The organism is Shewanella sp. Koi 1 (assembly GCF_052907445.1).
The window spans coordinates 3,541,999-3,560,441 of record NZ_JBREJM010000001.1 but is presented as its reverse complement, the minus strand read 5'-3'; the positions used below and the strand labels follow the sequence as shown (position 1 = coordinate 3,560,441).

Genomic DNA, 18,443 nt, shown 5'->3' with positions numbered 1-18,443 from the left:
AGGTGTAACGCTAATCGGGCTTTATGCTTATGGCGATTAATGCATTGCCTGTTCTAACTGCTGTGTATCTTGCTGCACCCAAGCTAAGGTGAGTGTGGCGAGGGCGCTGTAAAAGCCATTGCTGTGCTTGCTATCGCACTCAACGACCTTGGCGACAAACTTGGCTAACCATGAGTCGATACAAGCATTGAGGAAGTTTAACTGGGCGGCATCTTCACTGTGACAAGTTAAGTGTCCCATATAGGCTAAGATCACGGCTAAGTGATCGGCAGGCTCAGGGAAGTGACTCTGCACTTGCAGTTGGCTCTGGTGTAAAAACTCGCTCATTTGTTGATGCTGCTGCCCAAATAGCAAGGGTTCTTCCTCGGGACTCAAGTACAGGCTGGCATAGGGCGAGGCGCTGTGCTTTGTGCCTACAAGGAATAAACCGCAATAATCGGCGGCAAGTTCGAGCAAGGCTTCATCGCTCGTTAAGCCATTCAGCACCTTTTGTATGCTGGCGACTGGTGCACTAAACTCGGGCGCATAACCCAGTTGTGTCCAGAATTGCTGCGCTTGCTCACTGCTGAGTTGCTTAAGGCGCTGCTCATCAATTTCACGGGCAAACAGAGAAGACAGCAGCTGATACACTAAGGCTCTGGCATGATTGATATCGACGTTGCTCATCGCATGTTCCTCAAGATTAACAGTGGAATGCGCCTAGTTGACTAGGCGCATCGCCTTGTGGGCTTGGTTAGATTTCGACTTCGATAGGACCATCGAAGGAGCTGACCTTAGGGACTTTGCCTTGGTATTTCTCAAACTCGACCAGACAAGTATAGGCTGAGCAGGCTTGAGCCAACTTCGAGGTGCCAATGTCTAAGGTCAGAGTATTTGGATCGCCATAGCTACACAGGGCACCGATTTCGGCGCCGCCTTCGACGCTGCCATCTTTACCCACTGGGCCATACCATGCGCCTTCATGAATTCGCACAACGCCTTTAGGGAAGCGATCCGACACCACTGCGCCCGCTAACAGTTGGCCACGGTCGTTAAATACCCGCACTATATCGCCATCTTTAATGCCGCGCGCTTTGGCATCCATAGGGCTGATATAGATGGGTTCGCGGCCGTTGACTGTGTAAGTTTCGCGGTATTCCTTCGATTCACACATCTGTGAGTGCAGACGTTTATCCGGATGGCAAGATTGTAGCCACACAGGATATTTGTCTGAACCCGGGCCACCATGGCTACGCTCGGCTTTTTCCATCCAAATTGGATGGCCTTGGCAGTCGTCATAACCGAACTGTTCAATCTTACGGCTGAAGATTTCAATCAAGCCAGAAGGCGTACCTAATGGATTGATTTCAGGATCGTTTCTAAAGTCGGCGTGGCGTGTCCACAGCTCGCCATCACCAAAGTGCACATAACCTTGCTTCCAGAAAGTGGCAAAATCTGGCATCTCATACTTACCCGCGTTCGCGGCTTTACACTCGTTATAGAGGGTTTCTATCCACTCCATCTCGCTCATATTGCGGGTGTATTCTTTCTCTTTACCCATCAATGCGGCAAAGCGAGTGAAGATCTCAAAGTCTGACAAACTTTCAAACAGCGGCTCCACCATCTTCTGCATCGCCAAAATACCGCGGTTAGCATAGGCGCCGTATACGTCGATATCGTTGCGCTCATAGGTGGTGCAGGCGGGTAGCACTATGTCGGAGAAGCGGCAAGTTGCCGTCCAGTTCACATCGATAGTGACCACGCATTCCAACTTATGGAAGGCTTGCTTCATGCGGTTACGATCTTGATGGTGATTCCATGGGTTATTACCCGAGAAAATCATCATCTTAATATCGGGATACACCACTTTCGAACCGTTGGCATCAATGGTTTTGCCGGGCTCGAGAATCGCATCAATCCAACGGGCGACGGGAATCGTACTGCTCGCGCCTTTAAAGTCGGTGCTGTCGAACAGGGGTTTTTGGTTCTCGTCTAAGTTACGCGGGAAGGCGCCTGGCGCCGCTGCGTTTGTTGCAGGCACACCAATACTCGAGTAGTGGTGACCATAGCTGATGCCGCCGCCAGGTAAACCGATTTGGCCTATCATGGTCGCAAGGACTGCGGCCATCCAGTAAGGTTGCTCACCGTGTTGTTGGCGCTGAATACACCAACCCATCATGATTTGGGTGCGGCCCTTAACTAAGGTTTTTGCCAGATCGCGAATAATGTGTGGTTCAACACCGCAGATAGGCGCCGCCCACTCAGGGGTTTTGGCGATACCATCTTTAGTGCCCATCACGTAAGGTACAAACTCTTCGAAACCTAAGCTGTAACCTTGGATGAATTTTTCATCGTGTAGCTTTTGGGTGAGCATCTCATGGGCGATCGCCAGCATCAGGGTTACGTCAGTCTGTGGGTTGACATATAACTGTTCACAGCCAAGGTAAGCTTGGGTTTTGGTGACCACAGGGTCGATACTGATCACGCGGATCTTGCCCTGTTTGATCTTCTCTTTTAACTGCGCGAGGTAAGCGAAGGCCTCATGGGTTTCAGCGTTCCAACCCACTTGCAGGTTTTTGTAAGGATCGTTTGACCAGAGCACGATAGTGTTGCTGTTTTCTAAGATCAGCGGCCAAGAGGTGCCTTGGGCATACACTTCGGTTGAACCTAACACATAGGGCAGAATGGTTTGGCCTGCACCGGTGGAGTAGTCTCCGATTTTCTTCACATAGTTGCCGTGCATCCCCACCGCGCGCTGCATATGGCTGGTGCTGGAATGCAGTTGCCCGGTTGCGCGCCAACCGGTTTGTCCTGCGTGTAAGCCCGATGGACCGTATTGGGTTTGGATTTCATCGAGTGAGTGTTTAAACAGCTTTAATGCTTTATCCCAGGTCACGCGAACGAAGCGGAAATCCCCCCGTTGCTGGGTATTGCTCTTATGGCCTTTGAGTAAAAAGTCTAAGCGAACCATAGGGTAACGCACGCGGGATGGGTTATAGACCATACCGCGGATACCGTTAATCATATCCGTTGGATATTTATCTAAATCGAAGGCTTTGACCTCGGCAATTACACCGTTTTTACGTTTGATTTTAAAGGCGCCAAAGTGTGAGCCCGTGGTCAGCCATTCGTCTTCATTTAAGCCTGTGCTGGCCAGCGCATTTAAGGGCGCTAACACTGAGCTGCCACCTAAAGCAACGAAAGAGGTTGAGGCTAAGCCTTTTAAAAAGTCTCTTCTGTTCATGGTATTACTCCCGAATTAGTGCTCTTTTTTCACGAAGGTTGACGAATGTTCCTGTAGGTATTTCTGCACCAGCGCTTGGGTGTCTTGGTCCATGTTCACGAAGGCCAACATGCCTTGGAACATACCAGGCCAAGTATTGGCATCGAAATGCGCTTCATCTGGCTGGGTGTGGCACACACTACAGCTTGAGCGGAACGTGTCGCGGGCATAGCCCCAGAGTGGTTGCAGCTCGGTGAGCAGGTAATCCTTATCGGTCCAGATTTGGGCTTCAACCCGTTGCCATTTCAGGCCTGTCATTGGGTCTTCTTTCTCTTCAAAGGTTTGGATAACACCTTCGGTTTCGGCGGCATCTTTGCTTAACTGTGCCGACAGAATGTTTACGCCAAAGTCCATGTAGATCACGCGGCCTGCGCCGATTTTCTTACGCCAGCCATCGATACCAATTTTGATACGCTTACCTTGGGTTTCGAGCACTTTGACTTTAGTGGCTACGTTTAAGGTACCGGCTTCAACGTCACCTTTTTCACTAAAGAACAGTGGCTTAGTCAGGGCGCTGTAGTAGGTTTGGTTGGTTTCGACTGAGCTGACACCTGCGCCCACTTCGGCGATGAGTTCGGGTGCGCGGGCCGTGCCCATTTCAGGTAAATGGTGGGCAATGCCTTTGTGGCAATCGATACAGCTTTGGTCGATTTCGGCGGCACGTTTCATTTGTTTTTGCGCCAGTGGTGACATGCTTTCCCACTTCATCGAGTTGTAGTTGTGGCAGTTTTTACAGGCCAGAGAATTGTCGCGATCGAAACGTTTCCATTCGCGGCTCGCCATTTCTAGGCGCTTAGCTTCAAATTTTTCAGGAGTGTTGACCGTGTTGAATAACCAGCCCCAAACATCGTGGGAAGCTTCCATCTTACGGGCAATCTTACGGCTCCAGTTGTGGGGCACGTGGCAGTCTGGGCAGGTGGCGCGCACGCCAGAGTGATTCGACCAATGCACAGTTTCCTGTAACTCTCGGTAAGGCTTGCTTTCCATACTGTGGCAGCTAATACAGAAGGCTTCGGTATTGGTGGCTTCTAGTGCGGTGTTAAATCCGCCCCAGAAGATGATGCCCATGATAAAAGCACTGATGCTGACAGCGCCTAAGGTGAGAGCTTTTGTGGGTTTGTTTAGTGTGCGCCAGAGGTTGGTTAACCACTTCATAATAGCGTCCTCAAAGTATCAGTGAATTAGTGGCCGACAACGCCGCCGAAGGCTTGGATCATCCAAATGATGAAACCGTAGAGACTGATCCCCGCGACAGTCAGTGCGGGAAAGAGTATGAAAATGATGAATCCCAGCGCCTTTAACTCATTGCTGCGTGAGGACTTATCCGATGTTTGCATAGTGGGCTTTGTCATTGGGAATAGCTCCGTTCGAAAGCGATTTTTGATGGGAGCACTATAAAGGGGAGATGTGAATGGACTTGCCTGTTGTGATGAATGGGCTTTGACAATATATGAAAAATTATGAAAATTTTAAAAATCACATCATTTTTTGTTTTACTGACAGAGCGTTAATCTTATTTCTGTGATCGCTATCGGCAGTTTGATATGCAGTTTAGGTGTTTTTTTAAACACTGATTTTGACTTTTTTGGCTAATTATTTACTGAAGTGCAGGCGAGGTCTTAGCTATCTGGCGGCGTTTACAGTATTATCCGCGGCCAACAAAGGCTGCGTTTGCATGGTTGAAGATAGTTTAACTGGGCAAAGCATCACTGCTTGCAGATCATGGATTTTTCCCGATGTAGGAAAATGATGTGGATCTCTCACCCAACTCCTTGGATTTGGGGCTCTAATCTGCCGCAGCCGGCGTCGCCAATGGTTAAGCCAATTGGTATCGACCCTATTTTAAGAGATCACAAGGTATAACAAGATATGTCTGAGCAATTGAGTTCAACAGCCGTACCCTCAGGTTCGTTTCTGGACCGTTTTTTTTCAATTCAACAACGTGGTAGCACAGTTCGCCAAGAAGTGATTGCAGGGTTAACCACCTTCCTCGCGATGGTGTACTCAGTGATTGTGGTACCCAATATGTTAGGCAAAGCGGGATTCGATCCCGGCGCCGTGTTCGTCGCCACCTGTTTAATTGCCTCCTTTGGCTCGCTGCTGATGGGACTCTGGGCGAATCTGCCTATGGCCATTGGTTGTGCAATTTCACTCACCGCCTTTACCGCCTTCGGCTTGGTGTTAGGTCAGGGCATGAGTATCCCTGTGACCTTAGGCGCCATCTTTTGGATGGGGGTGATTTTTACCGTCGTGAGTGTTACTGGCGTGCGTCAATGGGTGCTGGCTAACCTACCCAAGGGGATTGCCCATGGCACAGGTATAGGTATTGGCTTGTTTTTACTCTTAATTGCCACTAACAGTGTGCAGTTGATTGTGGCCAATGACGCGGGGCTGCCTGTGAAGTTAGGCGACATTAACAGCCTGCCCGTTATCGCCACCGTGCTGGGCTTAGCGGCCACTATTGGTTTAGAGCGTCGCGGCGTACCCGGCGGGATTTTATTGGTGATTATCGGCCTGTCCCTGTTCGGTTTAGTGTTTGACCCAAGCGTGAAATTCCAAGGTTTCTTCGCCGTGCCTGATTTTACCTCTGAGCACTCGCTGATTGGTCAAATGGATATTATGGGCGCCTTGAATCCTGTGGTATTGCCGATTGTGCTGGCGTTGGTGATGACGGCGATTTTTGATGCCACGGGCACCATTCGCGCGGTAGCGGGGCAAGCCAATCTACTGGATAAAGACGATAATATCGTTGGCGGCGGCAAGGCATTAACGTCAGATTCTGTCAGCAGCATGTTTGCGGGTATTGTCGGCGGCGCTCCTGCGGCGGTGTATATCGAATCGGCGGCAGGGACAGCGGCGGGCGGTAAGACAGGCTTAACGGCGACCATAGTCGGTGGATTGTTCCTGCTGATGGTGTTTTTAGCGCCGCTCAGCTATTTGGTGCCTGCCTATGCGACGGCGCCTGCGCTGATGTATGTGGGGCTATTGATGCTCAGCAATGTGACTAAGTTGGACTTTAACGACAAGGTCGATGCGATGGCGGGCTTAACCTGCGCCGTGTTCATTATCCTTAGCTGTAACATTGTGACCGGTATTATGCTCGGCTTTGTAACCTTAGTGGTTGGCCGTATTTTTAGCGGCGAATGGCGTCAACTTAAGTTAGGTGTGTTAGCCATTACCTTGGGCCTTGTGGCCTTCTATATGGGCGGTTGGGCAATCTAGATTACTCTATAAAGTCGGAAGCGAGTGCAGCTAGCACTCGCTTTCATTAACCTCATTGTGTTCACAATAGGCTCGCAGTAAATCCTTCCAAGTCACTATCCCGACCAAATCGCCATTATCGAGCACAGGTAAACAGCCAATATTGTGTTCCAGCAAGGTACGGCTGGCTACATCGAGCGACACATGGGGCGCAACGGTCACCGGATTACGGGTCATCACCTGATGGACGCGTTTTTGTAGGGTTTCGAGATCTTTCGAGGTTTCGGCGCTGCTACCTAGATTCGGGCTGATGGCACGCAGCAAGTCGCGCTCCGACAACACGCCTTCGAGTTTATATTCATCCACCACCAGTAGATGGTGGAAGTTTGCCTGCTCGAAAATCTCCTTCGCCACGGTTAAACGATCGTCCATTTCGACCGTAACGACTCGGGTACGCATAATATCGGCGATAATGATCGGCATGATAAACCCTTCCAAGGATATGTATCCTTAATGCACTGTATTACAGATACTTATAACAGACCGATGTTTATTTAGCCAATATCTTAGACAGGATTATGCCTAATCCTGCTCGTCGGTTTCGTCTTCCGTCATCAAGGGGTTGCGTAAGTCTTCGGGCAAATGGGCGCCGATATAACGTTGGTACTTTTTCCCTTTGAGTTTATGGGTATCGACCAAGACTAAGCCATCGACACAGTCGCCGAAATCGGCATCGATCCCGAAGGCGAGAAACTTGACCCCATCCTGCTTACACAACTCGCCATACTGCTTGTACAGGGTAGGCACTGCGGCTCCCATACTCGCCAGCATTTGTTTGAGTTGCTTAAAGTGACTTTGGTAATCCTCGCCGGAATACAGGGCATCCAACTGCTCTTTACGCTGTTTGGATAGTCCAAAGGGGGACATAGACACCGCCAGCTGCTGTGCTGGCGCAAACTCCTTGGAGTAGAAATGCACTAACATTTCGCGCGCGCTGCCAGGCAGTTGATTACTGATGGAAACAGGGCCAAACAGGTAGCGATATTCGGGATGTTTAGCGAGGAAGGCGCCAATGCCAAACCAGAGGTAGTCGAGACTGCGTTTGCCCCAATATTTGGGCTGCACAAAGCTGCGGCCAAGTTCTAAGCCTTGTTTGACAAAGGGCATAAAGCCGTCGGCATATTGGAACAGAGATTGGCTGTAGAGGGCGTTGTCGCCGTAGCGATTTAGCACTTGCTCACCGCTGGCGAAACGATAGGCGCCGACAATTTCAAACTGTTCTTTATCCCACAGCACCAGATGTTGGTAGTAGGAATCGTATTTATCGATATCGCGGCGCTTGCCCGTGCCTTCACCGACGGCGCGAAAGGCGATTTCCCGCAGGCGACCAATTTCACGCATGATGGGGTTGCTGTCCTGATGCTGATACAAATAAATCAGTTTGTTATCTTGGGTTTCACCGAGGAGTTCACATTGTTGCAGCGAGGCTTGCAGCTCTCGGCGCGACTCAGGGTGGGCGATGGCGCTTTGGGTGATAAACAGTGGGTCTTTATCTTTGCCGATGCGATACAGATGATTCTTTAGTAGTTTTATTTTGGTCTTTAGCGGAAAGTCCATCGAGCGCACGGCTTCATTCGGGATAAGCTCGCCGATGCGAATAGGCATATTGCGTTTGGCCTGTTTAAACATTTCCTTGACCAGTAGCAGTGTGGCTAAGGGTTTGTAAATCATCGAGGCGCCGTAGAAGGTGGCGGAGTTTTTGGCATCCAAAAAGATTGGTAGCAGCGGTGCATTACAGGAAATCGCCATCTTTAAAAAGCCTGAGTGCCACAGGGTATCGCGCACGCCATTGGGACGCAGGCGAGAGACTTCCCCCGACGGGAAAATCAGCACCGCGCCTTCATTACGCAGATGCTGGTGGATTTTTTCGAGGTGCTGTTTCGGCGTGCCGCCCGTCATATTGCGCACCGGCAGCAAAATCGAATGTAAAGGCTTAAGTGCCATCAATAGCTCGTTGGCGACGACTTTAATATCGGGGCGGATCTCACTAATCAGTTTTATCAATGCGAGGCCATCGAGAGAGCCAATCGGATGATTGGCGAAGATTACCACGCGGCCTTCGCAGGGTATATTTTCGACCTCGTTGGCGGGCACGGTAAAACTAAAATCAAAGCTGGCAAGCACTTGCTCGACAAAGTCGACCCCTTGCAGATAGGCAAATTGATTGGCTATCTCGTTGCATTGTTTTTCATTCAACAGGTAACGCAGCATGGCCTTGGTTGGCTTGGCTAACCAAGGTTTGTCTTTGAGGGAGGGCAGGTTTTGCTCCACCACATTATCGACGGTAAAGATCATCGAGCTGTCTTTAAAAGCAGGTTGTGGCATTGCTGTAGATTCAATAGCCGTGCCTTGGTTTAATGCGTTGGGATTTAATGGCTCGGCGTTTGGCGCATGACTAGTTAAGTGATTCATGATTAGGCGACATCCCTTGGTTGGATTTCTGCTTGTATGGGGCTGTGTGTGGCCGTTTGTGGAACTGGTCTTGAGGCCTGAGCTGGCATTGGAATGGGTGAGTTAGGCGGCGTTTGAACTAACATAATACTTCTCAGAATATCGAGGCCTAAGCTTTGCTCATTCCAGCGGCAGAGCTGTAATTCACCGCTTAAGGTTTCTGTGATCAGGCTGCAGTTTTCGACCCAGTCGCCATCATTTGCGTAGATGATTTGGCGCTTATCCGGTGTGGAGTATTGGTTATCTCGAGGGTGAATCGATAGCTCTGGCTGGTGGATATGTCCGCAGACCACGCCATCCACATCATAGTGCTGCGCATAATTCACTACGGCTTGGCGATAACGGGCGATAGCCGTCTGCGCCTTGCCAACGCGGGATTTGATATAGCTGGCGAGTGACCAGTACGGGTAGCCTAAGCGTTCGCGCAGACGGTGGAGATTGCGGTTGAGGAACAGCAACAAGTCGTAGAGATGATCGCCTAAGATGGCGTAGAAGCGCCCAACGCAAACATCGGCATCGAACTGATCGCCATGCAGCATTAACAGTTTGTGGCCGCCAATGCCCTGATGAATATGCTGGCGAGCAATTTTGATATTCAGCAGTGTCAGTTCGGCATAGGGCTTGATTAACTCATCGTGGTTACCCGGCAGATACATCACCTGAGTGCCGTTTTGCGCCAGTTCAATCAGCTTTTGCAATACCTTGTTGTGGCTCTCGGGCCAGTGCAGGCGGCGTTTGAGCGCCCATAAATCCACAATATCGCCGACTAGATACAAATGCTTGCAACGCACGGTATTTAATAGGTTTAACAGATAGTCGGCTTTGCAATCCTTACAACCTAGATGGATATCCGATAGCCAGAGGGCGTTGACTGTGGTGGTGTGGCTGTTTGCTGCGTTGCTGGCGTTGGCAAAATGTGGCGTGGAGAAGAAAGTGGCGTTAACACTGGATGGAGCATTGTCGGAAGAGTTGCGGGGGGCGTTGAGTGCGTTGATAAGCGTGCGTTCAAATCCCCTGTAATTAGCACCCGTCATCTCATATTCACCCTATGCGGCTGTTGACTGCCTTAAAGATTAGGGACGAGCTTTGACTGAATGATGAAGCTTAAGTGACATGCAGATGACAACAAGGTGGATTAGCTTGAACTTCACCCGTCAAGATTTAGAACTGGATGCAATGAGAACAAGCTGGAGGATTTAACTTACTTTTGCCTAAAGCTAGATTGTATTATCGCTAGGTGTGCAGGATGAATTGCCTTGCTTCCCCAGTGACACGCCGCCCCTTTATTTAACTAGAAGTATCCCTATAGGCTCGACGACTTCATCTGCTGCCAATACCATTACCGAAACAGGACACCCAACCTTAAAGTACCGAAACTGGAAGTACCGAAACTGGACACCCAACCTCAATAGCGCAGTAGTTAACCTCCGACTATGCTTTGGTTAAGCATTAAACAAGGAGGTTTGTATGCCGCGCCCCCGCAGAACTCAGATAAGCCTTGAAGACACACCTTATTACCATTGCTGTAGCCGCGTTGTTCGGCGGGCATTTTTATGTGGCGATGACAGTTACTCGGGTAAAAACTATGACCATCGCCGTGATTGGGTAGAGTCATTATTGTTTGAACTTGAAGCGGTTTTTGCTATTGATATCGCAGCCTTTGCCGTGATGTCTAATCATCTGCATGTGGTGCTGCGAGTCGATATCGAGACGGCAAATCGTTGGACTGACCGCGAAGTGCTTGAGCAATGGCATAAGTTGTTTAAAGGCGATGAATTAACTCAAAAATTCGTTAAAGGTGAGTTGGTTGAAGCTCATCAGGTCAACAGATTAAAGCATTCAATTGCCCTTTATCGTAGTCGTTTGTGTGATATTTCATGGTTTATGCGCTGTCTGAATGAACCGATTGCAAGGCAAGCAAATCAAGAGGATAACTGTACAGGTCGTTTCTGGGAGGGGCGATTCAAATCGCAAGCCCTACTCGATGAAGCTGCGGTATTAGCCTGTATGACTTACGTTGATTTAAATCCGATTCGAGCGCAACTTGCTGATACACCAGAACAATCCGACCATACCAGTATCCAACTACGTATTCGGGCCGCATTAAAAGGTGAGCAGCCGAGTAATCTCCTGCCTTTTATTGCTAACGAGTGCGACAATCAACCCAATGGCATTGCGTTTGCATTAACAGATTACCTTCAGTTGGTGGATGATACAGGCCGAATTATTCGCAATGATAAACGTGGATACATCAGTGAAAATAGCGCCAAGATACTGAACAGATTAAATATCCCCCATGACAATTGGCTCAAGCTGACAACCGAATTTGGCAAGCTATTTCATGGTCCTGTAGGCACGTTGCAAGAACTGACCGATTACTGCGAACACTTAGAAAAGCGACGACGGCACTTTGCGTCAAGCTGTCAGCACTTTAACAGTAACTGACAACGGCTTATATCACTTCAAAAGCCCCATCCAGAACACTTCCCAAGCGCTATGGGACAATTTACCTCGTCTGAAATACCCGATTTTTAAAGGAATTAGCGCAATTTATTGCCTTAGATGCTCTCCCCGCGATTGTTGATTACTCCCACTCAAGTCATTTTAGCTCACACAAGTTGTAGGCAAACCGAAAGTGCATTATGTTGTTGATTTAAAATGGGTGGCTAGATTTTGTGCGCAATCCATAGCGAGACTCACGCACTCTTTATTAAATCAAGAGCTCTATTCGCCCTGCGGCAACTCCAAGGGGAGGTGTATTCCTTGGCGTTTTGAGTCGTTAGATAGCAATTTATCAGCAAAAAATAAGCGTGAAAGAACAAGAAAGGTAAAACGATATCAAGTGATTACCCATCAAACTGTATAAAAACCGCTACCACAAAAAAGCAAATACCTATAGCATCATTTATATCATTTATATCATTTATATCATTTATATCATTTATATCATTTATATCATTTATATCATTTATATCATTTATATCATTTATATCATTTTACATGGATGTGGCTGCGGCCATATTTGAGATTTAGTGAACAAGCGGTTTATGCTCTGCAAACAGCGCATCGCATATTTACTAATATGTTAACCCTATTTGACACTAAGCATTATCATGGAAGCAGGGATACTTGATAGGCCACCATTATCAGAAGATTTTGAAGAACACAATTTTTCAAAGTCTGGAAACACTTGTGGGTAAAGTTCTTCGACGAAGAATATATCGAGTGGGTGGGCGTATTTAGTCAAAGTGGTTGGAGTTCCTATAATACCGTCCTTCGTGTTCCCAATGAGAAGCTATTTTGGGTTGTTGCAGGTGGTCAGGGATATTTTGTTGATCCAAATAAAAGAGAAATAGTTTCAACAACTGAATGGGATGGTATCGACAATATTATCTACAACAAAGCAACTGGGTTTCTAGTTGCAACAGATGGTCTTTGTTTAGCCATTATTCAATGGGCCTCGCTTAGAATGGTCAGGTGAAAGAGTATCTGCTGACGGCATTAGCTTTATCGACCAGTCCGGTCCTGTAATAAAAGGGGTTCTAAATGACCTTACTGATGAAGGTTGTGAATTTACATTTAATGCAAGTACTCGTGAGTTTAATGCGGCATGGGTGTTTGCCAAAAACTAGGATTAACAAGTCAAAGCCGTGGGCTTGGTAAAGCTGTCACTTTTTTTGCGTGCGCAAAAAAAACGCCAACTTCACCAAGCCGATGTTTGAGGCGTTATGTTTTCTGAGGGAATATGCGAAAACTTCTAATTATTCTTACAGCTATATCGGGATTGGTAATGGCAAATGAATACCCTGCATCTTATGATGCAGTTTCTGAAAAGTATGAGGCTGTTGGCTTTTCGAATCTGTCTGAAAAAGAACAGACAATATATACGATTTGGAGGTTGGAAGCAGAGGTAAACAATGGTGGGTTCCATCAATACTTCTGGAACTCTTCAGGGGATCATGCTGCGTTTGCTCTGAAATCACTCAATAATATAGGTGCCACTAAAACTGCCTCATTGCTCCAACGAGCTATAGATGTGGCTTTCAATGGTAAGTTACCGGAATCTCGCTTTGAAAGACAAAACCATTTAAAAATAGATGAAGACTCAAAGATGGGTAAGCTCGGAGAGCTAGATTCAGAGTTTTACGAGTATTCGGAAAACTTTTATGAAATGCTTGATGCTTATGTGGCGAAGTAAATACATAACAAACGCATAATGGGCGGATTTTCCGCTAGTGCTTCAAACCAGCACATTACGCGGGCATTAACCCATAGAAATTTTTATCCGAAATTCACCTGATACAGTTGATGTCCTGACATGCTTTAATGTCCCAAAACGAGTCACCATCTTCTTTAAAACAAACAGGTTTCGCCGATGCTAAACAGGTGAGCCATGGCAATTAGCGAGACGACCGTCGCCCATTGACGGGGCGTGAGAGAATGCCATGGCTCACCAAAAGACAGCACTTAAAGAATTAAACGGCCAAACTTTATCCTTCAGCAGTAGTATCCAGAAATTCTAAATGACTTCCTGTAAAACTGAGTTATATGGTGGCGAGTGGAGTTTGTACGACTAACCCACACTCAACGAAGTAATCAAAACTGCCTGTTCGTGTATGAGTTTGTGTTTGAATGAGTATAAAAAAGGGGAGTCAGTTAAATCTGACTCCCCTTGATATTTAAAGCCGATGTCGTGCTTAGAACAGCAGGTGAGCCACGCCGGCAATCACTGGCAGAGTCACTAAGGTGCGCAGTACGAACACGACGAATAGCTCAACAAAGTTCACTGGGATCTTACTGCCAATCAGCAGCGCGCCCACTTCACTCATGTAAATTAGTTGGGTTACTGATAAGGCGGCAATCACAAAGCGGGTCATATCCGATTCGATAGAGCTAGCTAAAATCGATGGGATAAACATATCGGCAAAGCCGACAACGATAGTTTTAGAGGCTTCGGTCGCTTCTGGGATATGCAGCAGTTCCAGTAATGGAATAAACGGCATACCTAAGTAATTGAAGATTGGCGTATGCTCGGCGATGATCAGCGCAGTGGTACCAATGGCCATTACCACTGGGATAATGCCAAATACCATATCGATAACGTTTTTAACGCCTTCATTTAAAACGGCTTTCACACCACCAGCACTGGCAGCTTTCTCGAGTGCTTTATCAAAGCCCCAAGAGAGTGCGCCGTGTCCAGCGGGGATCATCTCATCGTCGGGTTGACGTGGCGTATCGTCGATATAGTTATCTTTTTTCCACGACAGTGGTGGCAGCTTAGGCACAATTACGGCCGCCGCAAAACCCGCTAAACATACGGTCAGGTAGAAGGGCACAAACATTTGCTCCAACTTCACCTGCGAGATCACCACTAAGCTGAAGGTAATTGACACCGCCGAGAAGGTGGTACCGATAACCGCGGCTTCCCTTTGGGTGTAAAAACGCGCTTCGTATTGCTTGCTGGTCAGCAAAATCCCAACGCTACCATCACCTAACCAAGAGGCCATACAGTCGATGGCGCTGCGACCTGGCAGGTTAAATACTGGGCGCATGACCTTGGTCAGCAGGGTGCCAAATAGCTCTAATAGACCGAAGTTTAACAGCAGCGGCAGTAACATACCGGCGAAGATAAACACTGAGAAGAGTACGGGTAACAGGTCGTTCAGTACTAAGGCGCCAGTGCTTGAAGAGTTAATGGCTTCGGGGCCAATGCCAAAGTAGGTCAGCACGATAAAGACGGCGCCGACGACACGCGTTGCAAGCCAGAGTGGGCTGATGTTGAGTAAACCATTGAGAAAGTGATTGTTCAGCACAAACTTAGGTTTGAGTAACTTCGTCAGCACAGAGGCCAAGGCCATGGCGACAACAATCACAGTCACGATTAAGGTTAATACATCGCTTAACACGCTTTGCAGTGCTTTAGAGATGATTGCGATGGGAATAGTAATCGCATCGTTGTAGCTGATAGGGGTCATAAACAGCAGCAGACCGATCAGCGAAGGGACGATAAAGGTGAGTATCGTCTTAATGTTGCGGTTTTTATGTTCAGTAGCCAATGGTGTACACCTTAAAAGTACGAGTCGCACAAATAAACTTGAACAAATTGCCCCTCAAAGCCGCATGTTAGGCGGATGTTAGGTGCATTTTCATTCAACTCAAAATCGAGAAGGGGGAAGATTACTCGCTTAGCGCCGCTATGTAAAACGATTCGGAAATTTGTTTGAGATAAGCAGCAAAATAGCATAGTTATTTGGGCCATTCCTGAATGCTTATCTTAGTGGATGTTTAGCGTAAGCTAGATGTTTTGATAACTAAATCATGCAATTAAATCTTGGTGTTGCAGCGGATTTATCGAGTTGTTTTATTCTTGGTGTTGTTAGCGGCGATGGGGGATTTTGTACAAAATTTTCCCTTAGATTCTTCGAATATTCCGCTTTTGCGGTTTATTTATCCGTTAATGCGATTAGAGCTTCTGTCGCTCTCCATACAATGTGAAGCCGTTAACGCGAATTGTAACCGCGACGTTATCGCCGACAATAATCTCAGTGTTGCTGAATGGATTGTGCATTTTTATGCGGTTTTGAGTCGGTATTTGCATATTTTAAATTGAATATTGACTAAGGGCGGGCGCTGCGCGCAAGTGACTAAATAAGCGTAAATAGTGGTGAAATAAAATATTTCTCCTAAAGAGGATGAACGCCGCTTTAATTCTTTTCAATTCCATGTAAGTTAGTACTACTTTTGTTTAGCTAAATTATCCATGACTGTTACAAAAATGAATGTCGCGACAAGAGGTTTTTCGCTCGCCACTAAGTTTGGTTTTCTTGGTATTTTTGGATTATTGCTCGGGATAGGCGTGGCGGTGTTAGGCTTCGATCAGACCGAGACTCAGCCTTCAACTTTTTGAATCATACCTTGAGTGAATTGGGGACCTATGGGCATTCCGCTCTTGCTGTGGTGCTCAATGGTGGCTTGTTTTTTGGCAGTTTAAGCATTGTGTTTTATTGCCTTTCATCCTTGCAAACCGTAAGTGGTTTTTGGGGCTATCCCTTTTACTGCGCGCTGGCGCTAACGTTTTTAGCCTTGGCCTGCGTGGGTTTGTTTCCGGTCAATGTGTATCATCTGCATATCCTCGCCCTGAAATGGTTTTTCTACTTCGGCAGTTCGAGTGCCATCTGTTATCTGATGTGGGCTGGCCTTAATTCACAAAGGCGACAACCTTGGACGCTATTGTTAGCGCTTGTGGTATTGCTGAGCATGATGACCTTTCTCTACGCCCCCCTATTAGAGCTGGGCTTAACCGAGGGGGACAGGCCCTTCTATCAAGAAATGGTGCTGCAATTGCCAAGGCCCGATTTATGGTGGCCTGCATTGTTAGAGTGGATTGCGCTTGGGAGTTTATTAAGTTGGACGGCGGCGCTACTGCTTACTCCACAGTCACTCGCTCAGGAGCCAGCTCCCGAGTGAGTGATTAAGCTGATAGCCCATCATGCCATCAGCTTAAGGATTTCAGTAGCCTAAGGATTTCAGTCCCGCCTCGCCAAACCAGTAACCGTTACAGTGCTCATCGCTAAGAGGAAACTGAGCATCCGTTGCCTCGCTAGTTAACGCCTCGACCAGCGCATCGGCCTTAGTGATACAGGCTAAGCTGCTGGGCGAAACCCGAAACACATCGACGCCCATCTTTATCATTTCATTGATTTCGCTGCGTAAATCGACACAGCTGGCCGACTGGGTTTGGATGCCGTTTAACCTGAGCAAAGGTTGCGCCTCTTGCGTCTGTGCCAGTAAGCCCTTGCTGTATTGGCGGCAAACGGTTTCGCAGCTGTCCTTCGACAAGTGTTGATGCCTAGCGGTAAAGCAGCGCGCAGAGTGGGCGAGTGGCAAATAGCCATGGCCAAGCACTTCGACTTCGAATGCAGGCTTGTTTTCTATCACTTGGCTTAGCCAAGTCTTCGACAGTTCAACTGGCATCACAAAGCGCTGCATACCAAAGCGCTGCAAAATATCTAAACTGGCGCGGTTGTAGTTATTGATGCTGGCGCCGCAGACAAAGGGCAGCTTGTGCTCCTTGGCGAGATACACGGCCGCCATATCGTTGGCCTCAATGCTAAATTCGCCATTGTCGACCTGACGTTTAAGCTCAGTGTATTCAGAGGGTGCTTCGATAAGGGCGAGCGTAGACAGCACCACCTCTTTACCCGCAGATTTGAGCATTTTGGCCAGTTCGAGATAGTCGCCAAACTTGAGTTCGCGTCGACGGCTACAAACGGCTTCACCCAAATACACTAACGGGATCTGACTGTTGGCCACTTGCTGGTAAAAGTCGATGACCTGTTGTTTTTCCCAGCAATAGAGCAGTGGGCCGAGGGAAATTTTCATAATCGTTTCTTCTTTGTGGTTATCGCTAGGGCTATTGCCAGTCACGCTCGTAGGCGCCTAAGGTGGTTATTTGACCTTCGGAGACTTTCGCGAGGGCTTGTTCCCAATGGGCCTGAGTCTGGAATTTATCTGGATGATTAAGATAAGTATCAATCGCTTGACGCCAAACCTTTGTCACTTGCTCCACATAGGCAGGGCTGCGCTGACGCCCCTCAATCTTGAGTGACACTATGCCCGCCTTGGCAAGCTCAGGCAGCAAGCTAAGGGTATTTAAACTGGTGGGGGATTCGAGCAGATATTGCGGTTTATCATCGTCTTGGGTGAGATAACGGCCTTTACAGACCACAGGGTAGCCCATTTGCTCATCGAGCCCTGACTTATCAATTAAGACCTCGTTGAGGCGAGTCAATCTGTCTTGGCCCTGTTCCTGCCAGCGCACGTGTTTTGCTGGCGAGCAAGAGCCACCAGTATTTGGCGATTGGCCAGTGACATAGGAGGATAAGTGGCAGCGGCCTTCGGCCATAATGCACAGACTGCCAAAGGCAAAGACCTCTAAATCGACTGGGCTGACTTTAGCGAGGTCGCGCACTTGTTTCATCGACAGTACTCTGGGTAATACCACCCGCGCGATATTAAAAGCCTCTTTATAAAAGCTCAGTGCGCCCAAGTTGGTGGCGCTCGCCTGTACCGATAAATGCAGCGGAATATGCGGATATTGCCTATGGGCATAGTCGAGCAGCGACAGATCGGCAACGATTAAGGCATCGACGCCAATGCTGGCCGCCAAGTCGATGGCTTGATACCAGCGGTGTTCCTCATTCGGCTTAGGAAAGGTATTTAAGGTGAGGAAGATTTTCTTGCCCCGCTGATGGGTCAGCTCGGCGGCTTCCTGTAATTTTGCGGGGGTGAAGTTTAAGCCCGCGAATGAACGTGCATTAGTATCATCCTTTAACCCAAGGTAGACAGCATCGGCTCCGGCCTGCAGCGCCGACTTTAGCGAGGCCAGGTTTCCTGCTGGACACAACAACTCCATAATGGTGCTCCCGATAAAATAACAGGGGCAGAGTGTAGGGAAGATTGAATGGCG

Annotated in this window: 14 protein-coding genes and 1 pseudogene; 5 read left to right on the top strand and 10 right to left on the bottom strand. The window is 48.1% G+C overall.

Annotated elements, in window-relative coordinates; genetic code table 11:
• Window positions 1-36: 36 nt before the first annotated feature.
• The 4 genes from torD to torE all read right to left on the bottom strand — a co-directional run bounded on the left by torD (window position 37) and on the right by torE (window position 4,614).
• Window positions 37-666 (bottom strand): molecular chaperone TorD, encoded by a 630-nt coding sequence (gene torD / locus ACUZ8J_RS15735; protein ID WP_446694323.1) that lies wholly within the window; start codon window positions 664-666, stop codon window positions 37-39.
• A 67-nt stretch (window positions 667-733) separates the two neighbouring features.
• Window positions 734-3,223: a trimethylamine-N-oxide reductase TorA gene (gene torA / locus ACUZ8J_RS15730; RefSeq protein WP_446694322.1), complete on the bottom strand. Its 2,490-nt coding sequence runs from the start codon at window positions 3,221-3,223 to the stop codon at window positions 734-736.
• Between the two features lie 15 nt (window positions 3,224-3,238).
• Window positions 3,239-4,417: a pentaheme c-type cytochrome TorC gene (gene torC, locus ACUZ8J_RS15725; protein WP_446694321.1), complete on the bottom strand. Its 1,179-nt coding sequence runs from the start codon at window positions 4,415-4,417 to the stop codon at window positions 3,239-3,241.
• 26 nt (window positions 4,418-4,443) lie between these two features.
• Window positions 4,444-4,614 carry a trimethylamine N-oxide reductase system protein TorE gene (gene torE / locus ACUZ8J_RS15720; protein WP_011621844.1) on the bottom strand — a complete coding sequence of 57 codons (171 nt, stop codon included), beginning with the start codon at window positions 4,612-4,614 and terminating at the stop codon, window positions 4,444-4,446.
• 517 nt (window positions 4,615-5,131) lie between these two features.
• Here torE and ACUZ8J_RS15715 point away from each other — a divergent pair.
• Window positions 5,132-6,484 (top strand): NCS2 family permease, encoded by a 1,353-nt coding sequence (locus ACUZ8J_RS15715; RefSeq protein ID WP_446694320.1) that lies wholly within the window; start codon window positions 5,132-5,134, stop codon window positions 6,482-6,484.
• Window positions 6,485-6,514: 30 nt separating this feature from the next.
• Here ACUZ8J_RS15715 and ACUZ8J_RS15710 read toward each other — a convergent pair whose 3' ends face one another.
• From ACUZ8J_RS15710 to ACUZ8J_RS15700, 3 genes are all read right to left on the bottom strand, one after another.
• Window positions 6,515-6,946 carry a CBS domain-containing protein gene (locus ACUZ8J_RS15710; protein WP_037415302.1) on the bottom strand — a complete coding sequence of 144 codons (432 nt, stop codon included), beginning with the start codon at window positions 6,944-6,946 and terminating at the stop codon, window positions 6,515-6,517.
• A gap of 99 nt (window positions 6,947-7,045) precedes the next feature.
• Entirely contained in the window at window positions 7,046-8,848 is a 1,803-nt protein-coding gene (locus tag ACUZ8J_RS15705; protein ID WP_446694950.1) for a GNAT family N-acyltransferase, read from the bottom strand.
• Between the two features lie 89 nt (window positions 8,849-8,937).
• Window positions 8,938-10,008: a UDP-2,3-diacylglucosamine diphosphatase gene (locus ACUZ8J_RS15700; protein WP_446694319.1), complete on the bottom strand. Its 1,071-nt coding sequence runs from the start codon at window positions 10,006-10,008 to the stop codon at window positions 8,938-8,940.
• Window positions 10,009-10,441: 433 nt separating this feature from the next.
• Here ACUZ8J_RS15700 and ACUZ8J_RS15695 point away from each other — a divergent pair, with 433 nt between their 5' ends.
• From ACUZ8J_RS15695 to ACUZ8J_RS15685, 3 genes are all read left to right on the top strand, one after another.
• Window positions 10,442-11,419 carry a transposase gene (locus ACUZ8J_RS15695; RefSeq protein ID WP_446694318.1) on the top strand — a complete coding sequence of 326 codons (978 nt, stop codon included), beginning with the start codon at window positions 10,442-10,444 and terminating at the stop codon, window positions 11,417-11,419.
• Window positions 11,420-12,164: 745 nt separating this feature from the next.
• Entirely contained in the window at window positions 12,165-12,455 is a 291-nt protein-coding gene (locus tag ACUZ8J_RS15690) for a hypothetical protein (RefSeq protein ID WP_446694317.1), read from the top strand.
• A 309-nt stretch (window positions 12,456-12,764) separates the two neighbouring features.
• Window positions 12,765-13,172, top strand: coding sequence for a DMP19 family protein (locus ACUZ8J_RS15685; RefSeq protein ID WP_446694316.1), 408 nt, complete (start codon window positions 12,765-12,767; stop codon window positions 13,170-13,172).
• Window positions 13,173-13,671: 499 nt separating this feature from the next.
• Here ACUZ8J_RS15685 and ACUZ8J_RS15680 read toward each other — a convergent pair whose 3' ends face one another.
• On the bottom strand, window positions 13,672-15,030 hold the full coding sequence (locus ACUZ8J_RS15680; RefSeq protein ID WP_023266715.1) for a YjiH family protein: 1,359 nt from the start codon (window positions 15,028-15,030) through the stop codon (window positions 13,672-13,674).
• Between the two features lie 704 nt (window positions 15,031-15,734).
• On the opposite strand from ACUZ8J_RS15680, the pseudogene ACUZ8J_RS15675 reads away from it, so the two are divergent.
• Window positions 15,735-16,441, top strand: a pseudogene (locus tag ACUZ8J_RS15675) (hypothetical protein).
• 42 nt (window positions 16,442-16,483) lie between these two features.
• Here ACUZ8J_RS15675 and ACUZ8J_RS15670 read toward each other — a convergent pair.
• Both ACUZ8J_RS15670 and ubiU read right to left on the bottom strand, forming a co-directional pair.
• The gene (locus ACUZ8J_RS15670; protein WP_282633907.1) at window positions 16,484-17,356 is read right to left on the bottom strand and encodes a U32 family peptidase; all 873 of its coding nucleotides are present in this window, start codon (window positions 17,354-17,356) and stop codon (window positions 16,484-16,486) included.
• Between the two features lie 31 nt (window positions 17,357-17,387).
• Complete coding sequence (gene ubiU / locus ACUZ8J_RS15665; protein WP_374922261.1) at window positions 17,388-18,389, bottom strand: ubiquinone anaerobic biosynthesis protein UbiU; 1,002 nt, start codon at window positions 18,387-18,389, stop codon at window positions 17,388-17,390.
• Between the last annotated feature and the right edge of the window lie 54 nt (window positions 18,390-18,443).